Source organism: Methylobacterium phyllosphaerae, assembly GCF_001936175.1.
Classification (GTDB): domain Bacteria; phylum Pseudomonadota; class Alphaproteobacteria; order Rhizobiales; family Beijerinckiaceae; genus Methylobacterium; species Methylobacterium fujisawaense.
Window position 1 is genome coordinate 1817787 of sequence record NZ_CP015367.1, and the last position, 24783, is coordinate 1842569.

Consider the following 24783-nt stretch of genomic DNA (forward strand, 5'->3'; position numbering starts at 1 on the left):
CCGCCAACCGACCCTTGGCACCCATCGTCTGCCAACCGCCGCCCGCCGGAAAGGCGGCGCCGTTCCTGCCGATGAGCCGCGCCGAGATGGCGGCGCTCGGATGGGACGCCTGCGACATCGTGCTGGTGACGGGCGATGCCTATGTGGATCACCCCAGCTTCGGCATGGCCATCATCGGCCGGCTGCTCGAAGCGCAGGGGTTCAAGGTCGGCATCATCGCCCAGCCGGACTGGCAGTCGGCCGAGCCGTTCAAGGTTCTGGGCAAGCCGAAACTGTTCTTTGGCGTCACCGGCGGCAATCTCGACTCGATGGTGAACCGCTACACCGCGGACCGCCGGCTGCGCCACGACGACGCCTACACGGCCGGCGGCGAAGGCGGCCGGCGGCCGGACCGCTCGACCATCGTCTACACGCAGCGCTGCCGCGAGGCCTACAAGGACGTGCCGATCGTGCTCGGCGGCATCGAGGCGTCGCTGCGCCGCATCGCCCACTACGATTACTGGTCCGACAAGGTGCGCCGCTCGATCCTCGCGGACGCGAAGGCCGATCTGCTCATCTACGGCAATGCCGAGCGCGCCGTGGTCGAGGTGGCGAACCGTCTCGCGGCCGGCGAGGCGCCGCAGGAACTCGATGCCGTCCGGGGTGTCGCCCTGTTCCGCCGCGTGCCCGCGCATTACACCGAGCTGCCCGCCGACGATCTCGATTCGACCGACGAGGCCGCCGCCCGTCGCCCCGGCGAGACCGTGATCCGGCTCCCCGCCTACGAGCAGGTCAAGGACGACAAGGAGGCCTATGCCCGCGCCTCGCGGGTGCTGCACCGGGAGGCCAACCCCGGCAATGCCCGCCCGCTCGTCCAGCGCCACGGCGACCGCGATCTGTGGCTGAACCCGCCGCCGATCCCGCTCTCCAGCGAGGAGATGGATGCGGTCTACGACCTGCCCTACGCCCGCGCTCCCCATCCGTCCTACGGGGACGCGAAAATCCCCGCCTGGGACATGATCAAGTTCTCGGTGACGATCATGCGCGGCTGCTTCGGCGGCTGCACCTTCTGCTCCATCACCGAGCACGAGGGCCGCGTCATCCAGAACCGCTCGGAGGGCTCGATCCTGCGCGAGATCGAGAAGATCCGCGACAAGACGCCGGGCTTCACGGGGGTGATCTCGGATGTCGGCGGGCCGACGGCGAACATGTACCGGATGGCCTGCAAGGACCCGAAGATCGAGGCGGCGTGCCGGCTGCCGTCCTGCGTCTTTCCCGATATCTGCCCGAACCTGAACACCTCGCACGACGACCTGATCCGGCTCTATCGCAAGGTCCGGGAGGTGAAGGGCGTCAAGAAAGTCATGGTCGCCTCCGGCGTGCGCTACGACCTCGCGGTCCGGAGCCCCGAATACGTCAAGGAGCTCGTGACCCATCACGTCGGCGGCCGTCTCAAGATCGCGCCCGAGCACACCGAGCGCGGCCCCCTCGACCTGATGATGAAGCCGGGCATCGGCACGTATGACCGCTTCAAGGAGATGTTCGACGCCGCCGCCAAGCAGGCCGGCAAGAAATACTACCTGATCCCGTATTTCATCGCGGCGCATCCGGGCACGACCGACGAGGACATGATGCACCTCGCCCTCTGGCTCAAGAAGAACGACTATCGCGCCGATCAGGTCCAGACGTTCCTGCCCTCGCCGATGGCCACCGCCACGACCATGTATCACACCGAGATCAACCCGTTGCAGGGCGTGCGGCGCGGCGGCAGCGAGCCGGTCGACGCGATCAAGGGTATGCGGCAGCGCCGGCTGCACAAGGCGTTCCTGCGCTACCACGATCCCGAGAACTGGCCCCTGCTGCGCGAGGCGCTGCGGGCGATGGGTCGCGCGGATCTCATCGGGCCGAGGCCGGACCAGCTCGTTCCGCTCTCGCAGCCGCCGGGAACGGGCGCCGGTGCGGGCAAGGCGGGTGGCCAGCCGCGCCCCATGCGCCATCCGGGTGCGCCGCGTTTCACCACGAAGGGCGTGCCGCTGAGGAAGTGATGACCGCGCGCGGCTGATCGACGGATGTTCCGAGAGCTGCGTTCGACCGAGGCTGCATCCACATGGATCGAGCGCGGACATCCATGGATGTCGGGCGCGGACCAATGGCCACGGCTTGCGCGTGTTCGGAATCGGATGGCTTTGCGCGGTCGCGCGTGGCGACGCGGGCGCCTTCGATCCGAGGGACACGAAGGACGCCGTCAACCTGCCCTTCGAGGTCGTGGACCCTGATGCAGGATTGCAGACCGGGAAGGCGCGAGGGCCAAGTCCGACGCGAGCGCCTCCATCCTGAGTATCCCGGCCCCGCTGGAGACGGAAAACGAGGGCCAGCTCCCCCGGCCAGTTCGAGCCGGTCGCGCACCCCTGGACGTCCGAGCCGGTGCTGCTGGTCGGCGAGGCTCGACAATCCTGCCGCGTGCGAACCCTCCGGGTCGGGCACCTCCCGCCGGTGCCTGATCCGGTCGTCGCGGTGCCTGTTGCGCAGGATCGTGAAAAGCCACGCCTTCGAGGCAGCGCCGGGCCGCTAGCTGGTTCAATGCTCCCGGGCCTTGAGCAACGTGTACTGCACGAGGTCGTCGCTCTCGGTGGCGTCGCGGTTCAGCGACAGCGCAGACCGACGCAGATGCGGCACCCCCGCGACAAGTTCGGCCGCGAAGCCGTGGCCCGACGGCGTCTCGGCCGTGTCCAGCGCCTCCAAGGGGCGCCGGAAAGAAGCCGCCAACGGGAATTTCTCATCGGGCAGCGCGACGTCTAAGTAGTAATTCCGCAGACCTCGCCGGATTTCGTCGCGCGCAGGCGAGATCACGGCACCGTGTACGGCGGGCGAGCGAAACTGTTCGGCGACATGGGGCACGCGAGTGGGCTCGCCGTCGTCTTGAGGGCGGCGCCCAGGACCATCCGGCGGTCCCGCAGGCGCGATGAGCATCAATCTTGAGTCGCAGATCCCCGCGTCAATGATACGTGCGTACCGGGATAATAACATAAATTTTGGAACCTGCTTGTGCGCAACCCGTTTGTGCCCGGCTGCCGGAGGGGCAGTGAGCGCGGGACGGGGTTGGGAAGCGGTGACGGCGGACGTCGACAGGCATGAACTCCGGCCCATCATCGCCGGCCTGAGTGAGGGCGAGATCCTGGTCCAGCCCGACTGGGCCAGCGCGTGGTGTGCCAACGCGGCCGCCCCGGCGATGCAGGGTGCCGAGAGCCTGAACGAGCTCGGGCCGACCATGGACGCGTACCGGGACCGGTTCTGCCTGCGCGACCGCAGCGACCGTGGCGCCATCGAGAATCTCGCCAACCTGCGAAGGCGGGAGGTCGGTCGGGCGAAGATATCCGCCGTCAACCTGACGGTGCGCGAGCGCCAGATCCTGAACCTCGTCTGCGCGGGCCGGAATAACGCGGCTAACGCCCGCACGCTCAACCTCTCACGCAATCACGACGCCGCGATCCACCGCAAGATCGGCGTCCGCAAAGGGTCGGGGGCGGTCGTCTGGGGTCGAGGGAACGGATTTTCGATGCAAGTCTCTGGAGCAAAATGATTACCGTACCGGTATAATTTGCTCATTGAACACGGAGACGGGACGATCATCTCATCGTCGGTGCAGGGTTTTCTCGAACACGACGGAGCACCCATGGCCGAAGACAGGAGTTCCACTTCCGCCGAGCACCTCAAGGGCTCGGTCAAAGAAGCCCTCGGCAAGCTCACCGGCGACATCCGGGTCGAGGCCGAGGGGCGACGGCAGAAGCGCGAGGCCCGCGCCGCCAAGTCCGTCGGGATCCAGCCCGCCAAGCCGGGTAGGGACTGACGCGAATTCGACCGGCGCCCCGACGCGGAGGCGCCGACCCACACCACCATCACGCAAGGAGAACGACATGGTTGACACGGATCGGATCACGGGCGCCGCCAAGGAAATCGGCGGCAAGGTGCAGGGCGCGGTGGGCGATCTGACCGGCTCGCGGCGGGACTCGGTCGAGGGGCGCGCCCGCGAGGCGGCCGGCCAGGCCGAGAACCTCTACGGCCAGGCCAAGGACACCGTGCGTGACGCGGCCGAGCACGTCGCCGACACCGCCCGCGATATCGGCGGCCGAATTCGCGAGACCGTGGGCGGCCTCGTCGGCTCCGACGACGTCGAGGATCGGGCGCGCCGCGCGCAGGGCGCCGCCGAGGACCACTTCGACCGGGCCCGTCGCTCCGTGCGCCGCGCCGCCGACGACGCCTCCGATTACGCGGAAGACGCTTACGAGCGCGGCGCTCGCGCCCTGCGCCATGGCCAGGGCGGTGTGAGCGGCCAGGTCGCCGAGTACCCCCTCGCCTCCCTGCTGATCGCCGGCGCTGTCGGCTTCGGTCTCGGCCTGCTCGTCTCGGGCACCCGCGACTGAGCCGCCGACCCACGACTTCGAACGACCCAAGACCCGGAGTGAAAGAGTGACCATCCAGACGACCGCTTCCCCCCTCGCCACGACAGCCACGCAGGCCGACACGCGTGCCGTGCTGCTCAACCAAGTGTCCTGGGGGGCCATCTTCGCCGGCGCCGTCACCGCTTTGGTGACCCAGGTCATCGTGAACCTCGTCGGCGTCGGGGTGGGCCTGGCCTCCGTCGGCACCACCGCCGCCGACAACCCGTCGGCCTCCACCGTCTCGATGGGCGCTGGCATCTGGTTCGTGGCCTCGGGCATCGTCGCCTCGCTGGCCGGCGGCCTGATCGCGGGCCGGCTCTCGGGCAAGCCCCTGCCGGGCGCCGCCGCCCTGCACGGTCTCGTCTCCTGGGCGGTGACGACGCTGGTCGTGCTCTACCTGCTGACCTCGGCCGCCAGCGGCCTGGTCGGCGGCACGCTGAGCACCGTCTCGGGGGCGCTCGGCGGCGCGGGCAACCTCGTGGGCGGCACCGTGCAGACGGCGGCCCAGGCGGCGGCGCCGTCGCTGTCGAAGATCTCGAACCCGCTGGACGGCATCGAGGACAAGGTCCGCCAGCAGGCCGCCGGCCAGGACCCGCAGGCGGCTCGTGATGCCGCGGTGGCGGCGGTGCGCGCCGTGCTGACCGGTGACCCCGCCCAGAAGGAGCAGGCCAAGAACCGCGCCGCCGACGCCCTGGCCAAGGCCCAGGGTATCTCGCCCGACCAGGCCAAGGCGCAGATCGACGACTACCAGAAGCAGTACGAGCAGGCCGTCGCTACCGCCAAGCAGAAGGCTGAGGCCGCGGCCGTGACGGCCAAGTCGGCCGCCACCCAGGGCGCGTTCTACGCTGCCATCGCCCTGATCCTCGGCGCGCTGGCGGCCTTCTTCGGCGGTCGCCTCGGCGCCCCGAAGCCGGCGACGCTCCTCTCCTCCTACGACGCCCGCCGCGTCTGAACCCCTTAACCGGCCCCCGCCCACGGGCGGGGGTCTTCACCGGCCGGAGCATCCGGCCTCACTCGCGAAGCAGGAGCGCACGATGAGCAGCACCACCGACAAGCTCAAGGGTCTGGCCAACGAGGCCGTCGGCAACGTCAAGCAGGGCGTCGGCAACGTGACCGGCAACGACAAGCTCGTGGCCGAGGGCAAGGCGCAGGAGCTGAAGGGCGAGGCGCAGAAGACCGTGGGCGACGTCAAGGACGGCGCCAAGAACCTCGCCGACAAGGTCACCGGCAAGCACTGATCGCGACTCCAGCGGCGCCGGTACGGCCGGCGCCGCCCGAGAGAGCCGTGTCCGATGAGCAGAGGAGTGAACCATGAACCGCGACCAGATCCGTGGCGCGTCCCGTCACCTCCAGGGTCGCGCCCAGACCGCCGTCGGCGGCCTGACCGGTGATCCGATCCGCCAAGTGCGCGGCGCCGCCAATCAAGTGGCCGGCGGCGCACAATACGCCTACGGCCGCGCCCGCGACCGGGCCGAGGACCTCGCCGAGGACGGCCGTCACCTCGCTCACGAGGTCTGGGAGCGCGCCGACGACCTCGTCGAGGACGGCCGCCATGTCGCCCAGGAGGCCCGCCGCCGGGTGCAGACCAATGGCCGCCGCGCGATCCGCTATGCCGATGCCAACCGCACCACGACGCTGCTCGCCTTCGTCGGCGTGGCCTTCGCGCTCGGCTGGCTCGCTCGTTCCTCGCGCTGACACCGCGCCAACCTGGAGATCCCGATGATCCGCAAGCTTCTGACCGCCTTCCTGCTGCCCCGCGTGATCGCCTTCGTCACGCGCCGCGTCACCGGCCGGGCGACCACGCCGCCACGTCGCGGCTACTGACCGCCAAGCCCGGCGATTTCTGCCGATCCATCACGGAAAGGACGCGACATGAGCAAGGGATACCCCTCGATGACCGCCCTGCTGGGCCTGCTCGCGGTGGCGGGCTACCAGAACAGGGACAAGATCGCGGAGTGGCTCGGCACTCCCGCCCGGGACGCCCACGGGTCGGTCGTGCCGCCGGTGGCGCGGACCTCCCCGGCGATCGGGTCCGCGGCTCCCTCCAACCTCGAGCGCGTGCTCGGCGGGGTCGGCTCGGCCGGGGTCGGCGGCCTGCTGGCCAGCGGGCTGGCCGAGCTCGTCGAGCACTTCACCAAGGGTGGCCACGGCGAGACGGCGAAGTCCTGGGTCAATCAGGGCGCCAACCGCGACATCGCCGAGCCGGACCTGGAGCGCGCCATCGGCCCGCTGACCCTGGAGCACCTCACCCAGCAGACCGGCCTGAGCCGCTCGGAGATCCTTTCGCGCCTGTCGCGCGAACTGCCGTCGGCCATCGACCGCTACGCGACGGACGGCCGCCGCTTCGCCTGACAGCGGGACCCGAACGTCCCGGTCGTCCTATGGGGCGGCCGGGCAGCCGACCAGGGCCGGCATCAGGCGGCAGCTTGCACGATGCGGGGGAACCGTCACGCCATGATCACCGCCCTGCGTCGCATCCTCATCACGGCGCTCATCGCCGCGCTTGCCGGCCTCGGGGTGGTCGTGGCCCTGCTCGGCCGGCGCCCGCGGACACGCCTCATGCAACGGACCGCGGTCCCGGTCCCGGTTGCGGCTCCCGTGCCGGCCCCCCGCACGACCGGCGGCAGGCGGGGGCTGGCTATCGGGCTCGTGTGCCTGTTGATCCTGACGGGGCTGGCCGGGCTCGTCTACGAGCGCCATGACGCGACCTTCGGGGTCGTGTCTCGCGCGCCGGACGGCGCGGGTCAGCCGCTCGCCGCCCTGCCGCCGTCCGACACCGGGACCGCCCGCACGCCGAGCCAAGCGGACGAGAGGACGACCCAGTCGGCGCGGACGCGCGAAGAGCCCGGCCCACCGGCCAACCGTCCGCCTTCGCGCCCGTCGGCATCGGCCGCGCCGGGGTTCGATGTCGTGCGCGTCGAACCGAACGGCGACGCCGTGATCGCCGGACGGGCGGCGCCGAACGCGTCCGTCGAGGTGCTCGTCGATGGCCAACCCGTGGCGCGCGCGCAGGCCGATGCCGGAGGGCACTTCACCCTCACGCCACCGCCCCTCCCGGCCGGGAGCAGCGAGATCGGGCTGCGTGCGACGGATGCGAAGGGCGACACGCAACGGTCGTCGACCCGCGTCGCGGTGGTGGTCGCGCCGGCCCGGGATGCCAGACCCCTCGTCGCCCTGTCGTCGCCCGACGCGCCGACCCAGGTCCTGTCCCGGCCGGATGGCCCGGCCCCGGGTAACCCGGCTCCCACGACGGTGCCGGGTCGGGATGCGCCGAACGCCGGGCGAGACGAGCCGGGCGCCGATGCCGGCATCCCGACGACGGGTATCGGGACCGGCGCGCGCCGAGCAGGCGGGGCGACGTCGCCGACCGATCCCACACCCCGAGGGGCTCGCCCGGCCGAGAAGCCCGTCGCCGACGCGACGACGGCATCGCCCAAGGTCGTCAGCATCGATGCCCAGGACGGAGGCAAGCTCTTCGTCACCGGACGGGCAGCCCCCGGGGCCAGCCTGCGGCTCTACCTGAACGATTCGCCGGTCGCCCCGGCAACGGTGGGCCGCGACGGCACCGTGACATTCACCATCGGCCAGGGCGTGAAGCCCGGCCACTACAGGGTCCGGCTCGATCTGGTCGATCCCGTGACGGGCAAGGTCCGGGATCGGGCAGAGGTGCCGTTCACGGCGCCCGGTGCCGGCCACGACGAGGGGGTGGAATACGCGGCGACCCAACAGGGCGGAGCTCCGCAGACCACCGTGCCAAACCCGTCGGAGCGAGGGCCCCCCGGAGATGCCGCGGCGCCGCGCGCGGACCCGGCGCGACCCACCGGCACCGGCAGCTTGGCGGCTGACGTTCCGTCCGGGGCCATGGCGGACTCGGCCGAAGTCTACGTCCCCCGGATCGAGACAGCCCGCATCGTGCGTGGCGACAATCTTTGGACGATCAGCCGCCGGACCTACGGCGAGGGCGAGCGCTACACGCTGATCTTCGACGCCAACCAGGACCAAGTCCGCGATCCGGACCTCATCTATCCCGGACAGGTCCTCGTGCTCCCGGACAAGGACGTCGTCGACGCCGGCCAGACCGGCAAGCGCGACTGACTGGGTCATCTCCCACGCTGCGAAGACTGGTTTCGCCGCGTGGGCGGGGTTGTCCGGGTTCGTCTGGGCGGCGGGTCAACCTCGGTTTGGGACGGCTATGACGCCGCCAGGCCGGTCCGATACAGCGACCAACCAGACCTGTGCGACGTGACAGGGCCGGATGGCATCGACAGGCGCTGCCGAGCACTCCGTGCCGGCCCCTGGCGCCTCTCTGTCGGCTTCGACGGTCCGGGCGCGTGCGACGGACGCATCTTGTCGATGCTCCAGCCGCCTGCGTGTTGCAGAGCGAGGCCGCGCCCGTGCGGCGCCGCGCTGGCGCGGCGCCGACTCCGGTTCAGTAGCTGACGTAGCCGCCGGCGCCCTGAGAGGGGCGCACCCGGCCGCCGGTATTCACGGACGGGGCTGCCCGCTGGCGCTCGGCCTGGCGGTTGGCCAAGGCGCGGCCGGCGGCGCAGCCACCGACGGCGCCGAGGACGCCGTGCCCGGCATAGTGGCCGGCGATGCCGCCGACGATGGCACCCTTGATGCAGCCCTTCGCCTCGGCCGCCTGACCGGCGGCCAGAAGGGCACTCGCCGCCACAGCGGCCACAGCGACACGCTTCATCATGATAATCTTCCCTCCGCGGCATCTCCGTGGCCGCAGCGACGATTTAGGTATTCAGAGCGCGTCATGAAGATGCCGTGGTGCAAATTTCCATGAATTTCACCACTTGAATTTCCGAGGCATACTACAGAATGACGATCCGTTCGCGTCGATGCTCCGCGATGACGAAAATGAACATTGCTTGAACGGAGGCGAGCCGTCGATGGAAGAGAGGGTTGCCCCTGTCCTGGGCGTTCGCCGCGTCAGGTCTTCGTGACGGGACGGGCCTGGCCTGCCGCCGTGGGCCGGCCGCCGGACCTGATCCTCCGGCGGCTCCGGACGACTTGACGGAGGACGGTGGAGATCTGGTCGAACGAGCAGGGGGGTGCCGGAGCTCGAAGCCGTTCGCGCCCTCCCCCGCGTTGGCCGCCATACCGTAGGGCCACGGCGCGGATGCGCTGCCGACGGCTCTCGTCCGAGCGCCCGAGATCACGCAGAGAACCGTTCTCGACGCACCGCCGGATGGTTCCGCGCTCCGTCAGGCTGAAGCTTTCGCGTTTCAGGCGTGCATCGCGTTCGCTGTCGTGCCCCGCCGCGAAATCCTTCGTGGCCACCAGTGCCTGCAGGCGAGCGAAGGCGCCGAATTCCCGCTCACGTTTCTCCAAGAGCGAAAACCCGTCGCCGATCGAGCGCCATGCGCCCTTCCCGTAAGCAGCCCTTCGTCGGCCGTCCGGCAATTTCGGCTCGGGGTGGGAGCCGACTTCAACTTGTCGTCTCGAAACAAACAGCGCGAGACATCGGACACCATCAGTGAGCGCAGATCAGGCGGCCTTCACGCCTGCCAGGAAGCGCGAGACTTCCTGCGTCAGGTTCTCCGCATGATGTGCAAGCTCCCGGGCCGCACCGAGCACCTGAGTTGCCGCGGCGCTCGTCTGGCCTGCACCCTCGCGCACGTTGGTCATGGCCGCCGTCACGAGGCTCGTCCCCTGCGCGGCATGAGCCACATTCCGCGCGATCTCCTGCGTCGTGGCGCCCTGCTGCTCCATTGCTGCTGCGATCCCAATGGATGTGTCTGAGATCTCGCCGATGACGCGTTCCAGGTCCTGGATGTCCAAGACCGCTTGATGCGTCACGGCTTGAATCTCGGCGACCTGCTCACCGATCTCACCGGTTGCCTTCGTGGTCTGACCAGCCAAGTGCTTTACCTCCGCGGCGACGACGGCGAAGCCTTTCCCAGCCTCGCCAGCGCGTGCCGCCTCGATCGTGGCGTTGAGCGCCAGCAGATTGGTCTGCGACGCGATGTTGGAGATTACCGACACGACTGAGCTGATGCGCTCGGCGCTGACGGTAAGCTTCTGAACTGTAAGGTCCGTTTGCTTCGCCTTGTCGACGCCCTGATAGGCGACACCGGCTGAATGGCCGACCTGCTGGACGATCTCCTGCACGGACGCGGACATCTCCTCGCTGGCTGCGGCGACTGTTTGGACGTTGACCGACGTCTGGAGCGCCGAGCCGGCGGCGGCCACAGTCTGCTCTGTGGTTTCGGCAGCCGTAACCGCCATAGCGTTCGCGGTGGCCTCCATTTCGGTGGCCGCGCCTGCCAGCCCCTGAACAAGGGCGGAGACGTTGTGCTCGAACTCCGTCATCATCACGGCCAGCACGCTCACCCGGCGCAACTTGAGTTCGTTCTCGACAGCCTGCGCCTCAGCAAGTTTCCGGGTGAGTTCAGCGTTGCGCGTGGCTTCCGCCGTGGCATGCTCGGATGCCGTCATCGCCTTCGCCAATTGATTGACCGCCAGCATGAGCGCGCCGGCCTCGACAAGAAGGATCACGGCATGGATGACGACGCGGGTGTAATCAGCGCCGTCCGGAAATACGGCTGCCGGATAGAGCACGTTCAGAGCGAGATGATGGATAGCGACCACACCCGTGGCTGCAAGGATGGCGCTCCAGCAACACCAGCCGGCCACGACGGCGAGAGCAGCGAAGAACAGCATGTGCATGTCGATTTGCAGATGCGTTCCTGCCGTGCCGAACACCACCAAGCCAACGAGCGACATGGCTGCAGCGGAAGAGAGCTGGCGTGTGATCGCCGCTGGGCCATTGACGCGTGCGACCAGTCCGACAACGACGATCAGTGCGCCTCCAAAAGCAGCCGCAGCAGCAAGATTGGCGTCCGTGGCCCAGGCCGTGAGGACGGCCACGATATAGAGCAGGCCCAGCCCCCCAAGCATCACAGGCATGAAGGCGTGGCGCAGCGCCGCGAGGTTACTGACAGGCGTCATAGCTGGTGAGTTCCAATCGTGGATGATGACGCAGAGGCCTTGGGCAAGCAGCCGCTCACCGCGGTAGCTGCAACGACAAGGGTCGCGCCCTCTCGGTAGAGCGCCCACACAAGATTCGGTGGGGCAGAGCTGAGGATCAGGATGTGCCCGCGCGGCGACATCCACAGAATCCGAACGTCGACACCAGCGATCGCCGCAGGCGTCAGTTCATCAGGGCTGAGGCGTAAGACCGCGACAGGCTCATCGTGCCGCGGGCTGAGCGACAGGGTGGCAGGGCCGAGCCCACAGAGAAGGATGAAGCCGCCGACGAGGATGCTGTTTGCGCCTCTCGGTCGAATGGGTCGTCCGGGCGGGTCAAAAATCGGCCGAGCCTGCGTCATTCTCTTTCATGTATGGGTCGTAGAGATTCTTTCGCCCCTATCGCCCCAAAATCTTATATAAAGCCTTTATAAAACTATATTCTTGGACCTCTTGGGTGTTTACCAAGTCTACTACAAGTAGTGTGGTTCAAATTTCCGTGATCGGGTTGGGTCAAACAGGCCTGTCGACTCTCTCCGTTGCTTCTTTGGTATTTCGGAAGTCAGCCTCAGTCTCGATCGAGCACAGTCGGGATCGGGCTGTCCGTAATCTGATCTTCTGATCATCGGGGCAGGCTTTTAGTGGGCGAGCGGCAACATCCGCTTCGATGCCTTCGCGCTCAGAACCGGACCGGCAGAAATCACCCTGAGCGGCCCTCCCGTGTCCGACCCAACCCGGCCGCCCCGACGGTTCCCTGTCGTTTCCGCAAGCAGACGCCCCGCTAGACCACCGACAACTCCGGCAGACTGATGGAGGAAGGGCTACGAAACGGCGTGCGGATTCTATCCTCTCGGGAGGTATCCGATGCACCGTGGAGCGAGGTTTCGGCGGCTCGCAAGCGCCGATTGCCATCGTCGAAATGATTCACTGAAGGGGTCATGACCTAACATGCATTGGATCATTCGCCAGCTTGTTGAATCAAAATTGACCTATTTCTGAAAAATTCAAGCTTTATACCGATTGATGCAAAAGTCCTGGAGGCAATTCTGCGACCGCTACAGCGTCGGCGACACTCGCGGCGCTGCCTACCTTAGGTATTTTTTTAACAATTTTAAATTAGAAACAGACGAACACACACTCGGAAACCATTATGAGGCCACCTGTCCTCATCGAAGAAGACGACCGCGTGGCAGCACTCGCCGCGTATGATCTCGTCGATACGGTGCCGGCACCTGCCTTCACGCAGATCGTCAGCTTGGCCACCCGCCTGTTCGACGTCCCTACCGCCTTTGTTTCACTGGTCGACCGCAGCCGGCAGATCTTTCACGCCAAGGTCGGCCTTGACCTGTGTGAGACGGACCGGGAGGTCGCGTTCTGCTCCCATACCATCGCGCAGCGCGACACTCTCGTTGTCCTCGATGCCACCCTCGACCCACGCTTTTGCGACAATCCGCTGGTTGTTGGACCGCCATATATTCGCTTCTACGCCGGGATCCCGCTCGTCGCACCGTCGGGCCACGCCGTCGGCACATTGTGTCTCGTCGATACGCGGCCACATCACGGCTTCTCCGCCGCGGATCAGACGATCCTGCGGAATCTGGCGGACCTCGCCCTCGACCGCATGGAACTGCGACGGCTGCAGGTTGCCGAGCGGGCAAGTCACGCGCGCTTCCTCCAGATTGCATCCACCTCGCCGAACGGCATCGTCTGCGCGGACGCTGCGGGCCATATCACCTTCTGGAACGATGCCGCCGAAGGCTTGTTCGGCTACTGCGCCACCGAGGCGGTCGGGCAATCGATCGATCTGGTCGTGCCCGAGCGCATGCGCAGGGGCCATGACGGCGGTCTGCACCGGATCGCCGCCGGCGGTGAACCCCGTCTCCTCGGCAAGACCGTCGAGTTGCCCGCGCGGCACCGGGACGGGACGGAATTCCCGATCGAGCTGTCGCTGTCGCGCTGGGAGGAGCAGGGACAACCCGCTTTCGGCGCGATCATCCGCGACATTCGCGAGCGGCGCGCCAACGAGGAGCGCCTGTTCCGCCTCGCCCATCTGGATCCCCTGACCGAACTGCCCAACCGGGCCGTGCTGCGCGAGCGGTTGACCGAGATCGTCACGGCCATGCGGGCCGTCTCCGTGCTGATGTTCGACCTCGACGGCTTCAAGGAGATCAACGACAGCCACGGGCATGCCACGGGCGACGCCGCCCTCAAGGCGATGGCTGCACGCTTGCTGGCCTGCGTGCGCCCCATCGATACGGTCTCCCGGCTGGGCGGTGACGAGTTCGTGCTCATCATGCCTGACATCGGGGATCCTCTGCGTGCGGCCGCGGTCGCCGAAGCGATCATCACGGCGGTCGCGGAGCCGTTCGAGCACGCGGGGCAGACCCTCCGGGTCGGTACGAGCGTCGGCATCGCCCTCGCGCCGGCCCATGGCGAGAATGCCGACGATCTCCTCTCCTGTGCGGATCTTGCTTTGTACCAAGCCAAGAGCGAGGGGCGACATTGCTACAGGTTGTTCGCCCCCATGCTCCGAGAGCGGGCCCAGCGCACGCGTACGCTGCGGGACGAGCTCGGCCGTGCCGTGGAGAATGACGAATTCGTGCTGTTCTATCAGCCGCAGGTCCGCATGCGGGACGGAGCATTGACCGGCGCCGAGGCGCTGATCCGCTGGCAGCATCCCGAGCGCGGCCTCCTCGCGCCCGGGGCGTTTCTGGACGTGTTGGACAAGAGTCGCTACGCCGCACAAGTCGGTGACTGGGTGCTGCGCACCGCTTGCCGACAGGCCGTGGCGTGGCGCGCAGCGGGCGCCGCACGCTTCCGGATCGGCGTGAACCTATGCAGTGCCCAGGTGCAGCGCGGGGACCTCGCCGAGACGGTTCAAGTCGCTCTGGCCGAAAGCGGACTGCAGGCAGACGGTCTCGAACTGGAAATTACAGAGAACATCGTGCTGCGCCACGACGCGCAACTGGTCGTCGCGCTGCGCAACCTCCGCGAGGTCGGGGTCGGCATCGCCTTCGACGATTACGGCACCGGCTACGCCTCCCTCAGCCTGCTGAAGCGCTTCCCGCTGACACGCTTAAAAATCGACCGCTCATTCGTCACGGGAAAGCTGGCATCGCATTAGGACATGACGATCGTGCGGGCGATCCTGCAGCTTGGCCACGGCTTCAAGCTGGACGTGATCGCCGAAGGGATCGAGACCGAGGCGGAGTACACGCGCCTGCGGACGAAGGGCTGCCAAGAGGGACAGGGTTACCTGTTCGGCAAGCCGATGCCGGCTGACATCTTTGCCAATCGGTTCGGGCTGAGGATCAGGGAGGACATGCCGGCCGCATTGACTGCCCGTTGATGCCTTGCGTCGCGCAGGCCTCACCCGGCAGGGATGCTGCGCTCCACACCATCGCTGACGGCGCGCAGGCGTCGGAAGAAACGAGGCCGGCGGCAGGCCATCCTGTCGGCAGACTCGGTGCTGTCGCGCCGGTCCAAGTCTGTCGGTGACGCGGTTGCACGCTTCCGTGCAACCGCCCGCGCTGCCGTTCGGCCGACGCGATAAACCGCGCACGTCTGAAGGGCGTCCGCTTACGCCCCAGACAGAACGGGGAGCGGATCGTCCCGAACCCATCCTGAGAGGCCTTCCCGCTTCCGGCCCAGTGGAGGCATTCAAGCTGCCGGTCAGGCACTCCTCAAGCGGACGCTTGATGCCGGCACATGACCGACTGCTTCGACGCTAAGGTGCAGCTTCATCCCCTGAACGCGCACGAGCGCTGATCGGATGACGGTTGCGCGTCGATTTGCGGCTCCAAGGGTAACAACTTCTGATGGATCTAATAAGATCTGAGTGCAGGACATTGACGGGGTCAATCACCATTGGTTGATCGCCGAAGAAGCAACCTATAGCCGGTTCGAATATAAATATTAAGGCTCTCCCGGCGAAGAGCAGGTTGCTTGGTGGGCTGCCTGTGAGGGCGGGAAGCCGATCCAGGCTCCCCCATCTTGCCCGTGTGGCCGCGTCACCGCCTCCACTCCGGCAGGCGCTGGGCGGCCGTGCGGGGTGCCCCGTCCAGGACCGGATCATGCGCCTTCACCTGACAGTCAAAGCGTCACTCCTCGCCGCCTTCGGCCTCCTCGCGCTCCTGTGCGCCGGCCAAGCCGTTCTCACGACTCTGACGCTCTCGGGCATCCGGGCCAACGTCACGGGCGTCGCCACGAACTGGCTCCCCTCCGTCGTGGCGATCACCAACATCCGCGCCGCGGCCGCGGACGTGCGCATCAAGCAGTTGCGGACTCTGACCCTGTCCGGCAGCCCCGAGCAGCGGGCCGAGAACGCGCGGCAGATCGATGAGGCCGTCGTGGCGCTCGCGGCCGCCCGGACGACCTACGAGCCCCTGATCTCGTCCGCCGAGGAGCGGGCTCTCTACGACGCGTTCGGCGCCACCTGGGAGCGCTACCAGACCGTCGGCCGCGAGGCGGCGCGCCTGGCGGAGGCGGGCCAGAGCGCCGACGGTGCCCGGCTCATGGCCGACCCGGCCAACATCGACCTCTACAACGCCGCGCGCGACACCCTGGTCAAGGATGTCGCCCTGAACGAGCGCGGCGCGCGCGCGGATGCGGACAGCGCCATGGCGGCGACGGATTCCGCGACCGTGACGGCTTATCTCTCGATTGTGCTGAGCGTGCTGGCGGCCTGCGGCGCGACCGCCTTCGTGCTGCTGCGCGTGTCCCGCCCGATCCAGGCGATGACCGGCACGATGACGATCCTCGCCGCGGGCGACACGAGCGGCGCGGTGCCCCACCGCGCGCGCCGCGACGAGATCGGCGCGATGGCGGCGGCCGTTCAGGTGTTCAAGGACAACCTGATCCGCACGCGCCGGCTCGAAGAGGAGACCGCGCAGGCGCGCCTGGCCGCCGAAGAGCAGCGCAAGGCCGGCATGCGGCAGATGGCCGACGGCTTCGAGGCCGCGGTCGGCGGGATCATCGGCACGGTGTCGTCCTCCGCGACCGAGCTGCAGGCGACCGCGCAGGCGATGACCGCCACGGCCACCGAGACCGCCAGCCAGTCGACGACCGTGGCGGCGGCGGCCGAGGAGGCCGCCTCCAACGTCAGCACGGTGGCGGCGGCGGCCGAGGAACTCGGATCGTCGGTGCAGGAGATCGCCCGCCAGGTGCAGGGGTCGGCCAGCCTCGCCCATCTCGCGGTGAGCGAGGCCGATCAGACCGGCCTGCGCGTCCAGGAACTCAGCGCCGCCGTCTCCCGCATCGGCGACGTCGTCGGCCTGATCTCGAACATCGCCGGCCAGACCAATCTTCTCGCCCTCAACGCCACCATCGAGGCGGCGCGGGCCGGGGCTGCGGGTAAGGGCTTCGCGGTGGTCGCCTCCGAGGTGAAGGCGCTGGCCGAGCAGACCGCCAGGGCCACGCACGAGATCTCGGGGCAGATCGCCCAGATCCAGGCTTCGACCGGCCAGGCGGTCACGTCGATCGCGGGCATCACCGGGCGGATCCGCGAGATCAGCGGCGTCGCCACCTCGATCGCCGCCGCCGTCGAGGAGCAGGGTGCGGCGACCCAGGAGATCGTGCGCAACGTCGCGCAGGCCTCGACCGGCACCAACGAGGTGACGGGCAACATCGCCGGCGTAGCGCAGGCGTCGGAGGAGACGGGGGCGGCGGCCTCGCAGGTCCTGTCGGCGGCCTCGGAGCTGTCGCGGCAATCCGAGTATCTCGGCGCCGAGGTCAGCCGCTTCCTCGCAACCGTGCGTGCCGCCTGAGACGAGCCTCTCGTCGCGAGCACGTAAGAGGCCGACCGAATCCTTGAACGCCCGCTTCCGCCTCATCTTCGAGCGGAGGCGGACAGACAGGAAATCACCTCAAGCCGTCCTCTCGCTCCCGACCCAACCCGACCCGGCCGCTTGGATCATTATGTTTTAGTTTCGAAAGCGGACACGGACGCCGAAGAGCAGCGCGGACCAGGACGCGCTACGTGGAAATCGGCTCCCGCTCGCGAAGCATCAGTTTTTGGTGCACCTGCTCCCTAACGGTATTGCGCACGGCCGGGCTTTTGAGCTTCCGCTATAGGCTTGCCTTGGTGTGCTCTTCAAACGGCCGCTCAGCCTGCCAGCGCCGCCGTGCCATACCTGTGATGGACTGCGTCAGCATCCCGTCCCCCCCCTCACGAGGACCGCTGCTGCAACAGCGAGCGACAGGCTAGAACCGACAGGCGACACAGCCACAGGAGGCAGTTGACTGCGTCCTCTGGCTCATCTGCTCCGGCAGCTACCGCGCAGCTTGGCCGGAAACCTGACGCGCCAAAAATTGCCGATCCGAGCCACTCGGCGGCTTCTGGACGCTAGAAGGTACCGGCTGGATGCAGTCGGGTGGGCTTTAAAAACTCCTCGTCACGTCACGCATTGCGAACATCGGCAGGCTCGCTCGCCGAGGGGGAAGCCTTGGGAAGCACTGGATGGAGCACTCGACTTGAAAGATACCGTTGGGTAGGTATCTTTGAGGCGGCGCCGATTTGCCGTGCGTCAAGGAGGGGGCATGGCGACCGCCTACAACCGCAAGAAGCAGCCAGAGCTCGTCCGGCGGACGCTCCTCGATTGCGCCGCCAAGCTCGCGTTGGAACAGGGCTTGGCCGCCGTCACGGTGCAGGCGGTCAGCCACGCCGCCGGCGTGACCAAGGGGGCGCTGTTCCACCACTTCCCAAGCAAGCAGGCGCTGGTCGAGGGCGTCGTCGCCGACCTCATCGCGCAGCTTGACGCAGATATCGACGCCGCCATGGCGAAGGATCCTCGTCCGTACGGGCGGTACACGCGGGCTTACGTCGACATCACCCTGCACGACCCGATGATCACCGAGGGCGGCCAGTGGGCTGCCCTACACATCTCGATTCTCGCCGAGCCCACCTTGCGCCGGATGGTGTCGGACTGGTTCGCGGAACGCCTGCACCGCCACCGGGACACCGACGGGGATGCCGACCTGGAGTTCGTCCGGCTCGCCGCCGACGGCGCATGGATCGCCTACCTCGTGCGCGAGAAGCCGACCGACCCGGTGCCGGAACTCGGCGCGCTCCGCGCACGGCTCATCGCGATGACCCTGGCCGAACCGAAGCCAGCCTCGGGCGGGGACAGGGGCTGAGCGATGGGATCGACTTCGATGCACGGATTCGCCCCCGTCCACGGGACGGACGGGCCGGATGACCTCACGGGATACGGCGACCTGGCCGCCCGGCACGTTTCCGCTGGGCGCGTCCTCGGCCTGTTCCGCCCCTACGCGGGCCGGATCGCGCTCGTCCTCGGGCTGATCGCGCTCGCGACGGCGGCGGGGCTCGCCGCCCCGTTCCTGCTCCGGGAGATCATCGACGTCGCGCTGCCGCGGGGCGACGTGCGCCTGCTCGGGCTGCTCGCGGGGAGCCTCGTCGGCCTCGCCGCGCTGGCAGCCGGCATCGGCGTGCTCCAGGCCCTCGTCACCGCGAAGGTCGGGCAGGCGCTGATGCATGACCTCCGGGTCCGCGTGTACGCCCACCTCCAGTCGCTGCCGCTCGGCTTCTTCACGGCGACCCGGGGCGGGGACATCCAGGCGCGCATCGCGAGCGATATCGGCGCCCTCCAGGCGCTGGTCACGCACACCGCGGGCGAAGCGACGCGCAACGCCAGCGCGGTCGCGATGACCGCGGCCGCCATGCTCTTGCTGGAGTGGCGGCTTGCCCTGTTCTCGTTCCTGGTTCTGCCGTTGGCGACCTGGATCAGCAACCGCGTCGGTCGGATGCGCGAGGAGACCACCTACGCGCAGCAGGAGCGGATCGCCGAGATGACCGCGGCGGTGCAGGAGTCCCTGTCGGTCTCGGGCATCGTCCTCGCCCGCACGATGGGGCGCACGCCGCACCTGGCGCAGCGTTTCGCGCGGGCCTCGCGCGAGGTGGCGACCCTGGAGGTCCGCTCGCACACCGCGGGCCAGTGGCAGTGGTCGGTCATCGATCTCGTTCTGCAGGCCCTGCCGGCCCTGACCCTGTTCCTCGGCGGCTGGATGATGAACGCCGGGACGGCCATGACGGTCGGCACGCTCGTCGCCATGATCGCGCTGCAGGAGCAGATGCTGTTCCCGCTGGAGGAGGTGCTGCGCACGGGCGTCGAGGTCCGGAAGACGCGGGCGCTGTTCGCGCGCATCTTCGAGTACCTCGACAAGCCGGCCGGGATCACCGAGCGGCCCGATCCCGTCATCCTCGAACCCGCGCAGGTCACCGGCCACGTGCGCCTCGACGGCGTGACGTTTTCCTACGACCGGTCGGGACCCGCCACGCTCCGCGGCGTCACGGTGGACATCCCCGCCGGCTCGCACACCGCCATCGTCGGCGCGACCGGCTCGGGCAAGTCGACCCTCGGCCATCTCCTGGCACGCCTCTACGACGTCGACGCGGGCGCCGTGCTCTATGACGGCGTCGACGTGCGCGACCTGAGCGCGCATTCGCTCTCCGACATCCTCGGTGTGGTGACGCAGGACCCGTTCCTCCTCCATGCCAGCGTCGCGGAGAACCTGCTGTTCGCCCGGCCCGAGGCGACGGTGGCCGAGATGGTCGAGGCGGCGCGCATCGCCCAACTGCACGACCTGATCGCGGCGCTCCCCGACGGGTACGACACCGCCGTGGGCGAGCGGGGTCACCGCTTCTCGGGCGGCGAGAGGCAGCGCCTCTCGCTGGCCCGGACGATCCTGCGCGACCCGCGCGTGCTGCTGCTCGACGAGGCGACGAGCGCCCTCGATACGGCGACGGAACGGGCGATGGTCGAGGCCCTCGCCCGCCCGGCCAAGCCCCGTACGACCATCACCATCGCCCACCGCCTCTCGACCGTGCGCCGCGCCGACCAGATCGTCGTGCTCGACCGGGGGACGGTGGTCGAGTGCGGGACGCACGAAGCCCTGCTCGCCCGCGACGGCGCCTACGCGCGCCTCGTGCGCAAGGCGGCCTGACGGCCTCGACCCACGGACGGATTCCATGTCTCCGAGCACACACATGCGGCGGATGCCGGCCCTCGCCCTCGCGGTCGCCCTCATCCTGCAAGGCTGCAAGCCGGCGGCGAACGGCCAGGCGGCAGGCGGTTCCGGAATCGCGGGTCCACCCCCCGATGTCTCGACCATTACGGCCGAGGCGGCGACGGTGCCGCGCACCCTCGACCTGCCGGGGCGCCTGGCCTCGACGCGGGTCGCCGAGGTCAGGGCTCAGGTCGCCGGCATCATCCAAGAGCGCGCCTTCGAGGAAGGCAGCCTCGTCAGGAAGGGCGACGTCCTGTTCCGCATCGACCCCGCCGTGTACCGGGCCGAGGTCGATGCCAAGTCCGCCGCCCTCGACCGGGCCGAGGCCACGCGAGTGCAGGCACTGCGGCAATCGGAACGCACCGAGACGCTGCTGGAGCGCCAGGCGGCCAGCACCGCCCAGCACGACATCACCACCGCCGCCCTGCGGCAGGCCGAGGCCGACGTCGCGAGCGCGAAGGCGCAACTCGCTCGGGCCCGGATCGACCTCGACTACGCGACCGTCCGCGCGCCCATCGCCGGCCGCATCGGCCGGGCCATGGTCACGGAGGGCGCCCTCGTGGGCCAGGGCGAAGCGACGAAGCTCGCGCTGATCCAGCAGGTCGACCCGATCTTCGCCGACTTCAACGCTTCCGCCGCCGACGCCGGGCGGCTCGCCGGCCTCGGTCCGGGACAGGGGGAGACGAAGGTACGCCTGGTCCTGCCGGACGGCTCGCTCCACCCCGACGCCGGGCGTCTGCTGTTCACGGATGTGAGCGTCGACCCCGGCACCGGGCAGGTCTCGCTGCGGGCGAGCTTCCCCAACCCGAAGGTCGCCCTGCTGCCGGGCACCTACGTCCGCGTCCGCGTCGCGCAGGGGGAATTGCCGGGCGCGGTCATCGTCCCGGCCCAGGCCATCCAGCGCAGCAGCGCCGGCGTCGCGCAGGTCTACGTCGTCGGTGAGGACAGGACGGCCGCCCTGCGCCCCGTCAGGGCGGGGGCGCTGACGGACTCCGGCTGGGTCGTCGAGGAGGGCCTCAGGGCCGGGGACACCGTCGTGGTCGAGGGCTTTCAGAGGCTGCAGCCCGGCATGGCGGTGAACCCCATGCCTTGGCAGGCCGCCCGGACGGCCGCCGCCACCAAGCCCTGACGTCGCCGGGATCGAACCGACATGAGCCGCTTCTTCATCGCGCGCCCGATCTTCGCCTGGGCGATCTCCATCTTCATCATGCTGGTGGGCGCGATCTCCATCGCCGCCCTGCCGGTCTCGCAATACCCGGACGTGGCCCCGGTCACGATCCAGGTGACCGCGACCTACCCGGGCGCCCCGCCCGAGCGGCTCTACGACGGCGTCACCCGCATCATCGAGGAGGAGCTCAACGGCATCCCGGGGCTGATGTATTTCGAGAGCACCAGCGACACCTCCGGCATGGCGCAGATCACGGCCTCCTTCGCGCCGGGCTCGGACCCGTCGAAGGCCACCGTGGCGGTGCAGAACCGGATCAAGCGTATCGAGGCGCGCCTGCCCCGGGCGGTGACCCAGCAGGGCGTCACCGTCGAGGAGGCCAGCACCAGCTTCCTCCAGTTCGTCACCGTCTCCTCCAAGGACGGTTCCCTCAGCGAGACCGACCTCGGCGACATCGCCGCCCGCCGCCTGCTCGGCGAGTTGCGGCGGGTGCCGGGCGTCGGCCGCGCCACCCTGTTCTCCTCCGAGAAGGCGCTGCGGATCTGGATCGACCCGGTCAAGCTTGTCGGGTTCGGGATGACGCCAAGTGACGTGACGGCCGCCGTCGGCGCGCAGAACGCGCAGGTCGCCTCCGGCATCGTTGGCGCGCAGCCGGCGACGCCGGACCAGCGCATCGCCGCCAACGTGCTGGTGAAGGGGCAACTCACCACGCCCGCCGAGTTCGGGGAGATCGTGCTGCGCGCCAACCCCGACGGCTCGCTCGTGCGCCTGCGCGACGTGGCCGAGGTCGAACTCGGCGGCCAGTCCTACGCGATGCAGACCCGCCTCGACGGGCGACCCGCCGCCGGCATCGGCATTCAGCTCGCCCCGGGCGCCAACGCGCTCGCCGCCGCCAACGGCGTGCGGGCAAAGCTCGCCCAGCTGCAGCGGACCCTTCCGGTAAACGTGCGGGTGACGGTGCCCTACGACACCACGCCGTTTGTCGAGGCGTCGATCAGGAAGGTGCTGGTGACGCTCGCCGAGGCGATGGCGCTCGTCTTCGCCGTGATGTTCCTGTTCCTGCAGAACGTCCGCTACACGCTCATCCCGACCATCGTCGTGCCGGTGGCGTTGCTCGGCACCTGCGGCGTGCTGCTCGTCGCCGGTTTCTCGATCAACGTGCTGACCATGTTCGGCATGGTGCTGGCCATCGGCATCCTCGTCGACGACGCCATCGTCGTGGTCGAGAACGTCGAGCGCATCATGGCCGAGGAGGGACTGCCGCCGCGGGAGGCGACCCGGAAAGCCATGGGTCAGATCACCGGCGCCATCGTCGGCATCACCGCGGTTCTGATCGCCGTCTTCGTGCCGCTCGCCTTCTTCCCGGGCTCGGTCGGGGTCATCTACCGGCAGTTCGCCGTGAGCATGGCGACCTCCATCGCCTTCTCGGCCTTCCTGGCCCTGTCCCTGACACCCGCCCTCTGCGCCACGCTGCTGAAGCCCGTCGAGAAGGGTCACGGCCACGACAAGCGCGGCTTCTTCGGCTGGTTCGACCGCCGCTTCCGCTCCGGCACGGAAGCCTATCGGTCGGGTGTGGCTAGCGTGCTGCGCCGGCCCGTGCGGGCGCTGCTCGTCTACGCCCTCCTCGTCGCCGCCCTCGGTTGGGGCTACCTGCGCATGCCGGGAAGCTTCCTGCCCATCGAGGACCAGGGCTACGTCATCGTCGACGCGCAGACGCCGCCGGAATCGGCCACCGGCCGCACCCTCGACGTGGCCAAGCGGATCGAGGAGCACTTCGCCAAAGAGCCCGGCATCGACAGCCAGACGCTGCTTCTCGGATTCGGCTTCTCGGGCCAGGGACAGAACGCGGCCCTCAACTTCGTCGGACTGAAGCCCTGGGGCGAGCGCGGGCCGGACGACGGCGCCGACGCCATCACGGCCCGCGCCAACGCCGCCCTCGGCGGCCTGCCCGACGCCATCGCCATGTCGCTGTCGCCGCCCGCCATCGACTCGCTGGGCAATTCCAGCGGCTTCGCCTTCCGCCTCCAGGACAAGGGCCAGCAGGGCCATGCGGCGCTGGCGGCCGCGCGCGACCAGTTGCTGAAGGCGGCGAGCCGGAGCCCGATCCTGCAGGGCGTCTATGTCGAGGGCCTGCCGACCGCACCGCAGATCGAGCTCATCCTCGACCGGCAGAAGGCCAACGCGCTCGGCGTGACCTTCGCCGACATCAACGACGCGCTCTCGACGAGCCTCGGCTCGGCCTACGTCAACGACTTCCCGAACCAGGCGCGCATGCAGCGGGTCATCGTCCAGGCCGAGGCGTCCCGGCGCATGAAGGCGGAGGACCTGCTCGACCTGAACGTCCGCAACGCCAAGGGGCAGATGGTGCCGCTGCAATCCTTCGCCCGGGTGGAGTGGACGATGGGACCGTCGCAGGTCGTGGGCTTCAACGGCTACCCGAGCATCAAGATCTCCGGCAGTGCCGCGCCGGGCTACGCCAGTGGCGACGCGATGGCCGAGATGGAACGCCTCGCCGGGCAACTCCCGCCGGGGTTCGACTTCGCCTGGACCGGGCAGTCGCTGCAGGAGAAGCTATCGGGGTCCCAGGCCATCTACCTGCTCGCGCTGGCCCTGGTCTGCGTCTTCCTCTGCCTCGCTGCGTTCTACGAGAGCTGGTCGATCCCCCTCGCCGTGCTGCTCGTGGTACCGACCGGCGTGGTCGGTGCGGTCTTCGCGATGCTCATGCGCGACATGCCGAACGACGTCTACTTCAAGGTCGGCCTGATCACGGTGATCGGCCTGACCGCGAAGAACGCGATCCTCATCATCGAGGTGGCCAAGGATCTCGTGGCGAAAGGCGTATCGGTGAAGGAGGCGGCGCTGGAGGCGTGCCAGCTGCGCTTCCGCCCCATCGTGATGACCTCGTTTGCCTTCATTCTCGGCGTCGTGCCGCTCGCCGTCGCGACCGGGGCCAGCATGAACAGCCAGCGGGCTATCGGGACGGGCGTGCTCGGCGGCATGGTCACGGCGACCGTGCTGGCGGTCTTCGTCACGCCGCTCTTCTACGTCCTGATCGGGCGGGCATTCGGATCTCGGGCAGCCGGCCGACGGCAGGTCGATCCCGCCCGGCCGGTCGCACCCGGGCGGCGCGGCATCCCCGTGCCCTGAGGGCGATCAATCGGGATCGGGTCCCCACTCAATGAGGTGCGGTCCGGC

General features: G+C 68.7%; 17 protein-coding genes and 2 pseudogenes. 16 read left to right on the forward strand and 3 right to left on the reverse strand.

What is annotated here, in order from left to right:
* Positions 1 to 71: 71 nt before the first annotated feature.
* A complete protein-coding gene (locus MCBMB27_RS08005; RefSeq protein ID WP_043381846.1) occupies positions 72 to 2024 on the forward strand; it encodes a YgiQ family radical SAM protein in 1953 nt (650 codons plus the stop codon).
* Between the two features lie 532 nt (positions 2025 to 2556).
* Here the strand turns inward: MCBMB27_RS08005 and MCBMB27_RS29515 are convergent.
* Positions 2557 to 2877 carry a hypothetical protein gene (locus tag MCBMB27_RS29515; protein WP_139231553.1) on the reverse strand — a complete coding sequence of 107 codons (321 nt, stop codon included), beginning with the start codon at positions 2875 to 2877 and terminating at the stop codon, positions 2557 to 2559.
* Between the two features lie 211 nt (positions 2878 to 3088).
* Here MCBMB27_RS29515 and MCBMB27_RS30965 point away from each other — a divergent pair.
* From MCBMB27_RS30965 to MCBMB27_RS08045, 9 genes and pseudogenes are all read left to right on the forward strand, one after another.
* A pseudogene (locus MCBMB27_RS30965) lies at positions 3089 to 3295 on the forward strand (helix-turn-helix transcriptional regulator); the annotation flags it as partial.
* Positions 3296 to 3370: 75 nt separating this feature from the next.
* Positions 3371 to 3559, forward strand: a complete 189-nt coding sequence (locus MCBMB27_RS30970; RefSeq protein WP_418287733.1) for a helix-turn-helix domain-containing protein — start codon at positions 3371 to 3373, stop codon at positions 3557 to 3559.
* A 93-nt stretch (positions 3560 to 3652) separates the two neighbouring features.
* Positions 3653 to 3826: a CsbD family protein gene (locus MCBMB27_RS08015; RefSeq protein WP_075380195.1), complete on the forward strand. Its 174-nt coding sequence runs from the start codon at positions 3653 to 3655 to the stop codon at positions 3824 to 3826.
* 67 nt (positions 3827 to 3893) lie between these two features.
* Positions 3894 to 4400, forward strand: a complete 507-nt coding sequence (locus MCBMB27_RS08020) for a CsbD family protein (RefSeq protein ID WP_043346042.1) — start codon at positions 3894 to 3896, stop codon at positions 4398 to 4400.
* A gap of 46 nt (positions 4401 to 4446) precedes the next feature.
* Entirely contained in the window at positions 4447 to 5370 is a 924-nt protein-coding gene (locus MCBMB27_RS08025) for a PhnA-like protein (RefSeq protein ID WP_075380196.1), read from the forward strand.
* 82 nt (positions 5371 to 5452) lie between these two features.
* Positions 5453 to 5656 carry a CsbD family protein gene (locus MCBMB27_RS08030; RefSeq protein ID WP_043346039.1) on the forward strand — a complete coding sequence of 68 codons (204 nt, stop codon included), beginning with the start codon at positions 5453 to 5455 and terminating at the stop codon, positions 5654 to 5656.
* Positions 5657 to 5729: 73 nt separating this feature from the next.
* The gene (locus MCBMB27_RS08035) at positions 5730 to 6113 is read left to right on the forward strand and encodes a CsbD family protein (RefSeq protein WP_075380197.1); all 384 of its coding nucleotides are present in this window, start codon (positions 5730 to 5732) and stop codon (positions 6111 to 6113) included.
* A 177-nt stretch (positions 6114 to 6290) separates the two neighbouring features.
* On the forward strand, positions 6291 to 6770 hold the full coding sequence (locus MCBMB27_RS08040) for a YidB family protein (protein WP_075380198.1): 480 nt from the start codon (positions 6291 to 6293) through the stop codon (positions 6768 to 6770).
* A gap of 102 nt (positions 6771 to 6872) precedes the next feature.
* Positions 6873 to 8513, forward strand: a complete 1641-nt coding sequence (locus MCBMB27_RS08045; protein WP_075380199.1) for a LysM peptidoglycan-binding domain-containing protein — start codon at positions 6873 to 6875, stop codon at positions 8511 to 8513.
* A 334-nt stretch (positions 8514 to 8847) separates the two neighbouring features.
* Here the strand turns inward: MCBMB27_RS08045 and MCBMB27_RS08050 are convergent, their stop codons facing one another.
* Both MCBMB27_RS08050 and MCBMB27_RS08055 read right to left on the reverse strand, forming a co-directional pair.
* On the reverse strand, positions 8848 to 9120 hold the full coding sequence (locus MCBMB27_RS08050; RefSeq protein ID WP_374701287.1) for a hypothetical protein: 273 nt from the start codon (positions 9118 to 9120) through the stop codon (positions 8848 to 8850).
* 797 nt (positions 9121 to 9917) lie between these two features.
* Positions 9918 to 11381, reverse strand: coding sequence for a methyl-accepting chemotaxis protein (locus tag MCBMB27_RS08055; protein WP_053608518.1), 1464 nt, complete (start codon positions 11379 to 11381; stop codon positions 9918 to 9920).
* A 1240-nt stretch (positions 11382 to 12621) separates the two neighbouring features.
* On the opposite strand from MCBMB27_RS08055, the pseudogene MCBMB27_RS08060 reads away from it, so the two are divergent.
* From MCBMB27_RS08060 to MCBMB27_RS08085, 6 genes and pseudogenes are all read left to right on the forward strand, one after another.
* Positions 12622 to 14748 (forward strand): annotated as a pseudogene (locus MCBMB27_RS08060) (putative bifunctional diguanylate cyclase/phosphodiesterase).
* A gap of 724 nt (positions 14749 to 15472) precedes the next feature.
* Positions 15473 to 17164 (forward strand): methyl-accepting chemotaxis protein, encoded by a 1692-nt coding sequence (locus MCBMB27_RS08065; RefSeq protein ID WP_053608520.1) that lies wholly within the window; start codon positions 15473 to 15475, stop codon positions 17162 to 17164.
* Between the two features lie 772 nt (positions 17165 to 17936).
* On the forward strand, positions 17937 to 18533 hold the full coding sequence (locus tag MCBMB27_RS08070; protein WP_043757309.1) for a TetR/AcrR family transcriptional regulator: 597 nt from the start codon (positions 17937 to 17939) through the stop codon (positions 18531 to 18533).
* An 18-nt stretch (positions 18534 to 18551) separates the two neighbouring features.
* The gene (locus tag MCBMB27_RS08075; RefSeq protein ID WP_053608521.1) at positions 18552 to 20360 is read left to right on the forward strand and encodes an ABC transporter ATP-binding protein; all 1809 of its coding nucleotides are present in this window, start codon (positions 18552 to 18554) and stop codon (positions 20358 to 20360) included.
* Positions 20361 to 20385: 25 nt separating this feature from the next.
* Positions 20386 to 21552, forward strand: coding sequence for an efflux RND transporter periplasmic adaptor subunit (locus MCBMB27_RS08080; RefSeq protein ID WP_170861806.1), 1167 nt, complete (start codon positions 20386 to 20388; stop codon positions 21550 to 21552).
* Positions 21553 to 21573: 21 nt separating this feature from the next.
* A complete protein-coding gene (locus tag MCBMB27_RS08085; protein ID WP_075380201.1) occupies positions 21574 to 24735 on the forward strand; it encodes an efflux RND transporter permease subunit in 3162 nt (1053 codons plus the stop codon).
* The last annotated feature ends 48 nt before the right edge of the window (positions 24736 to 24783 follow it).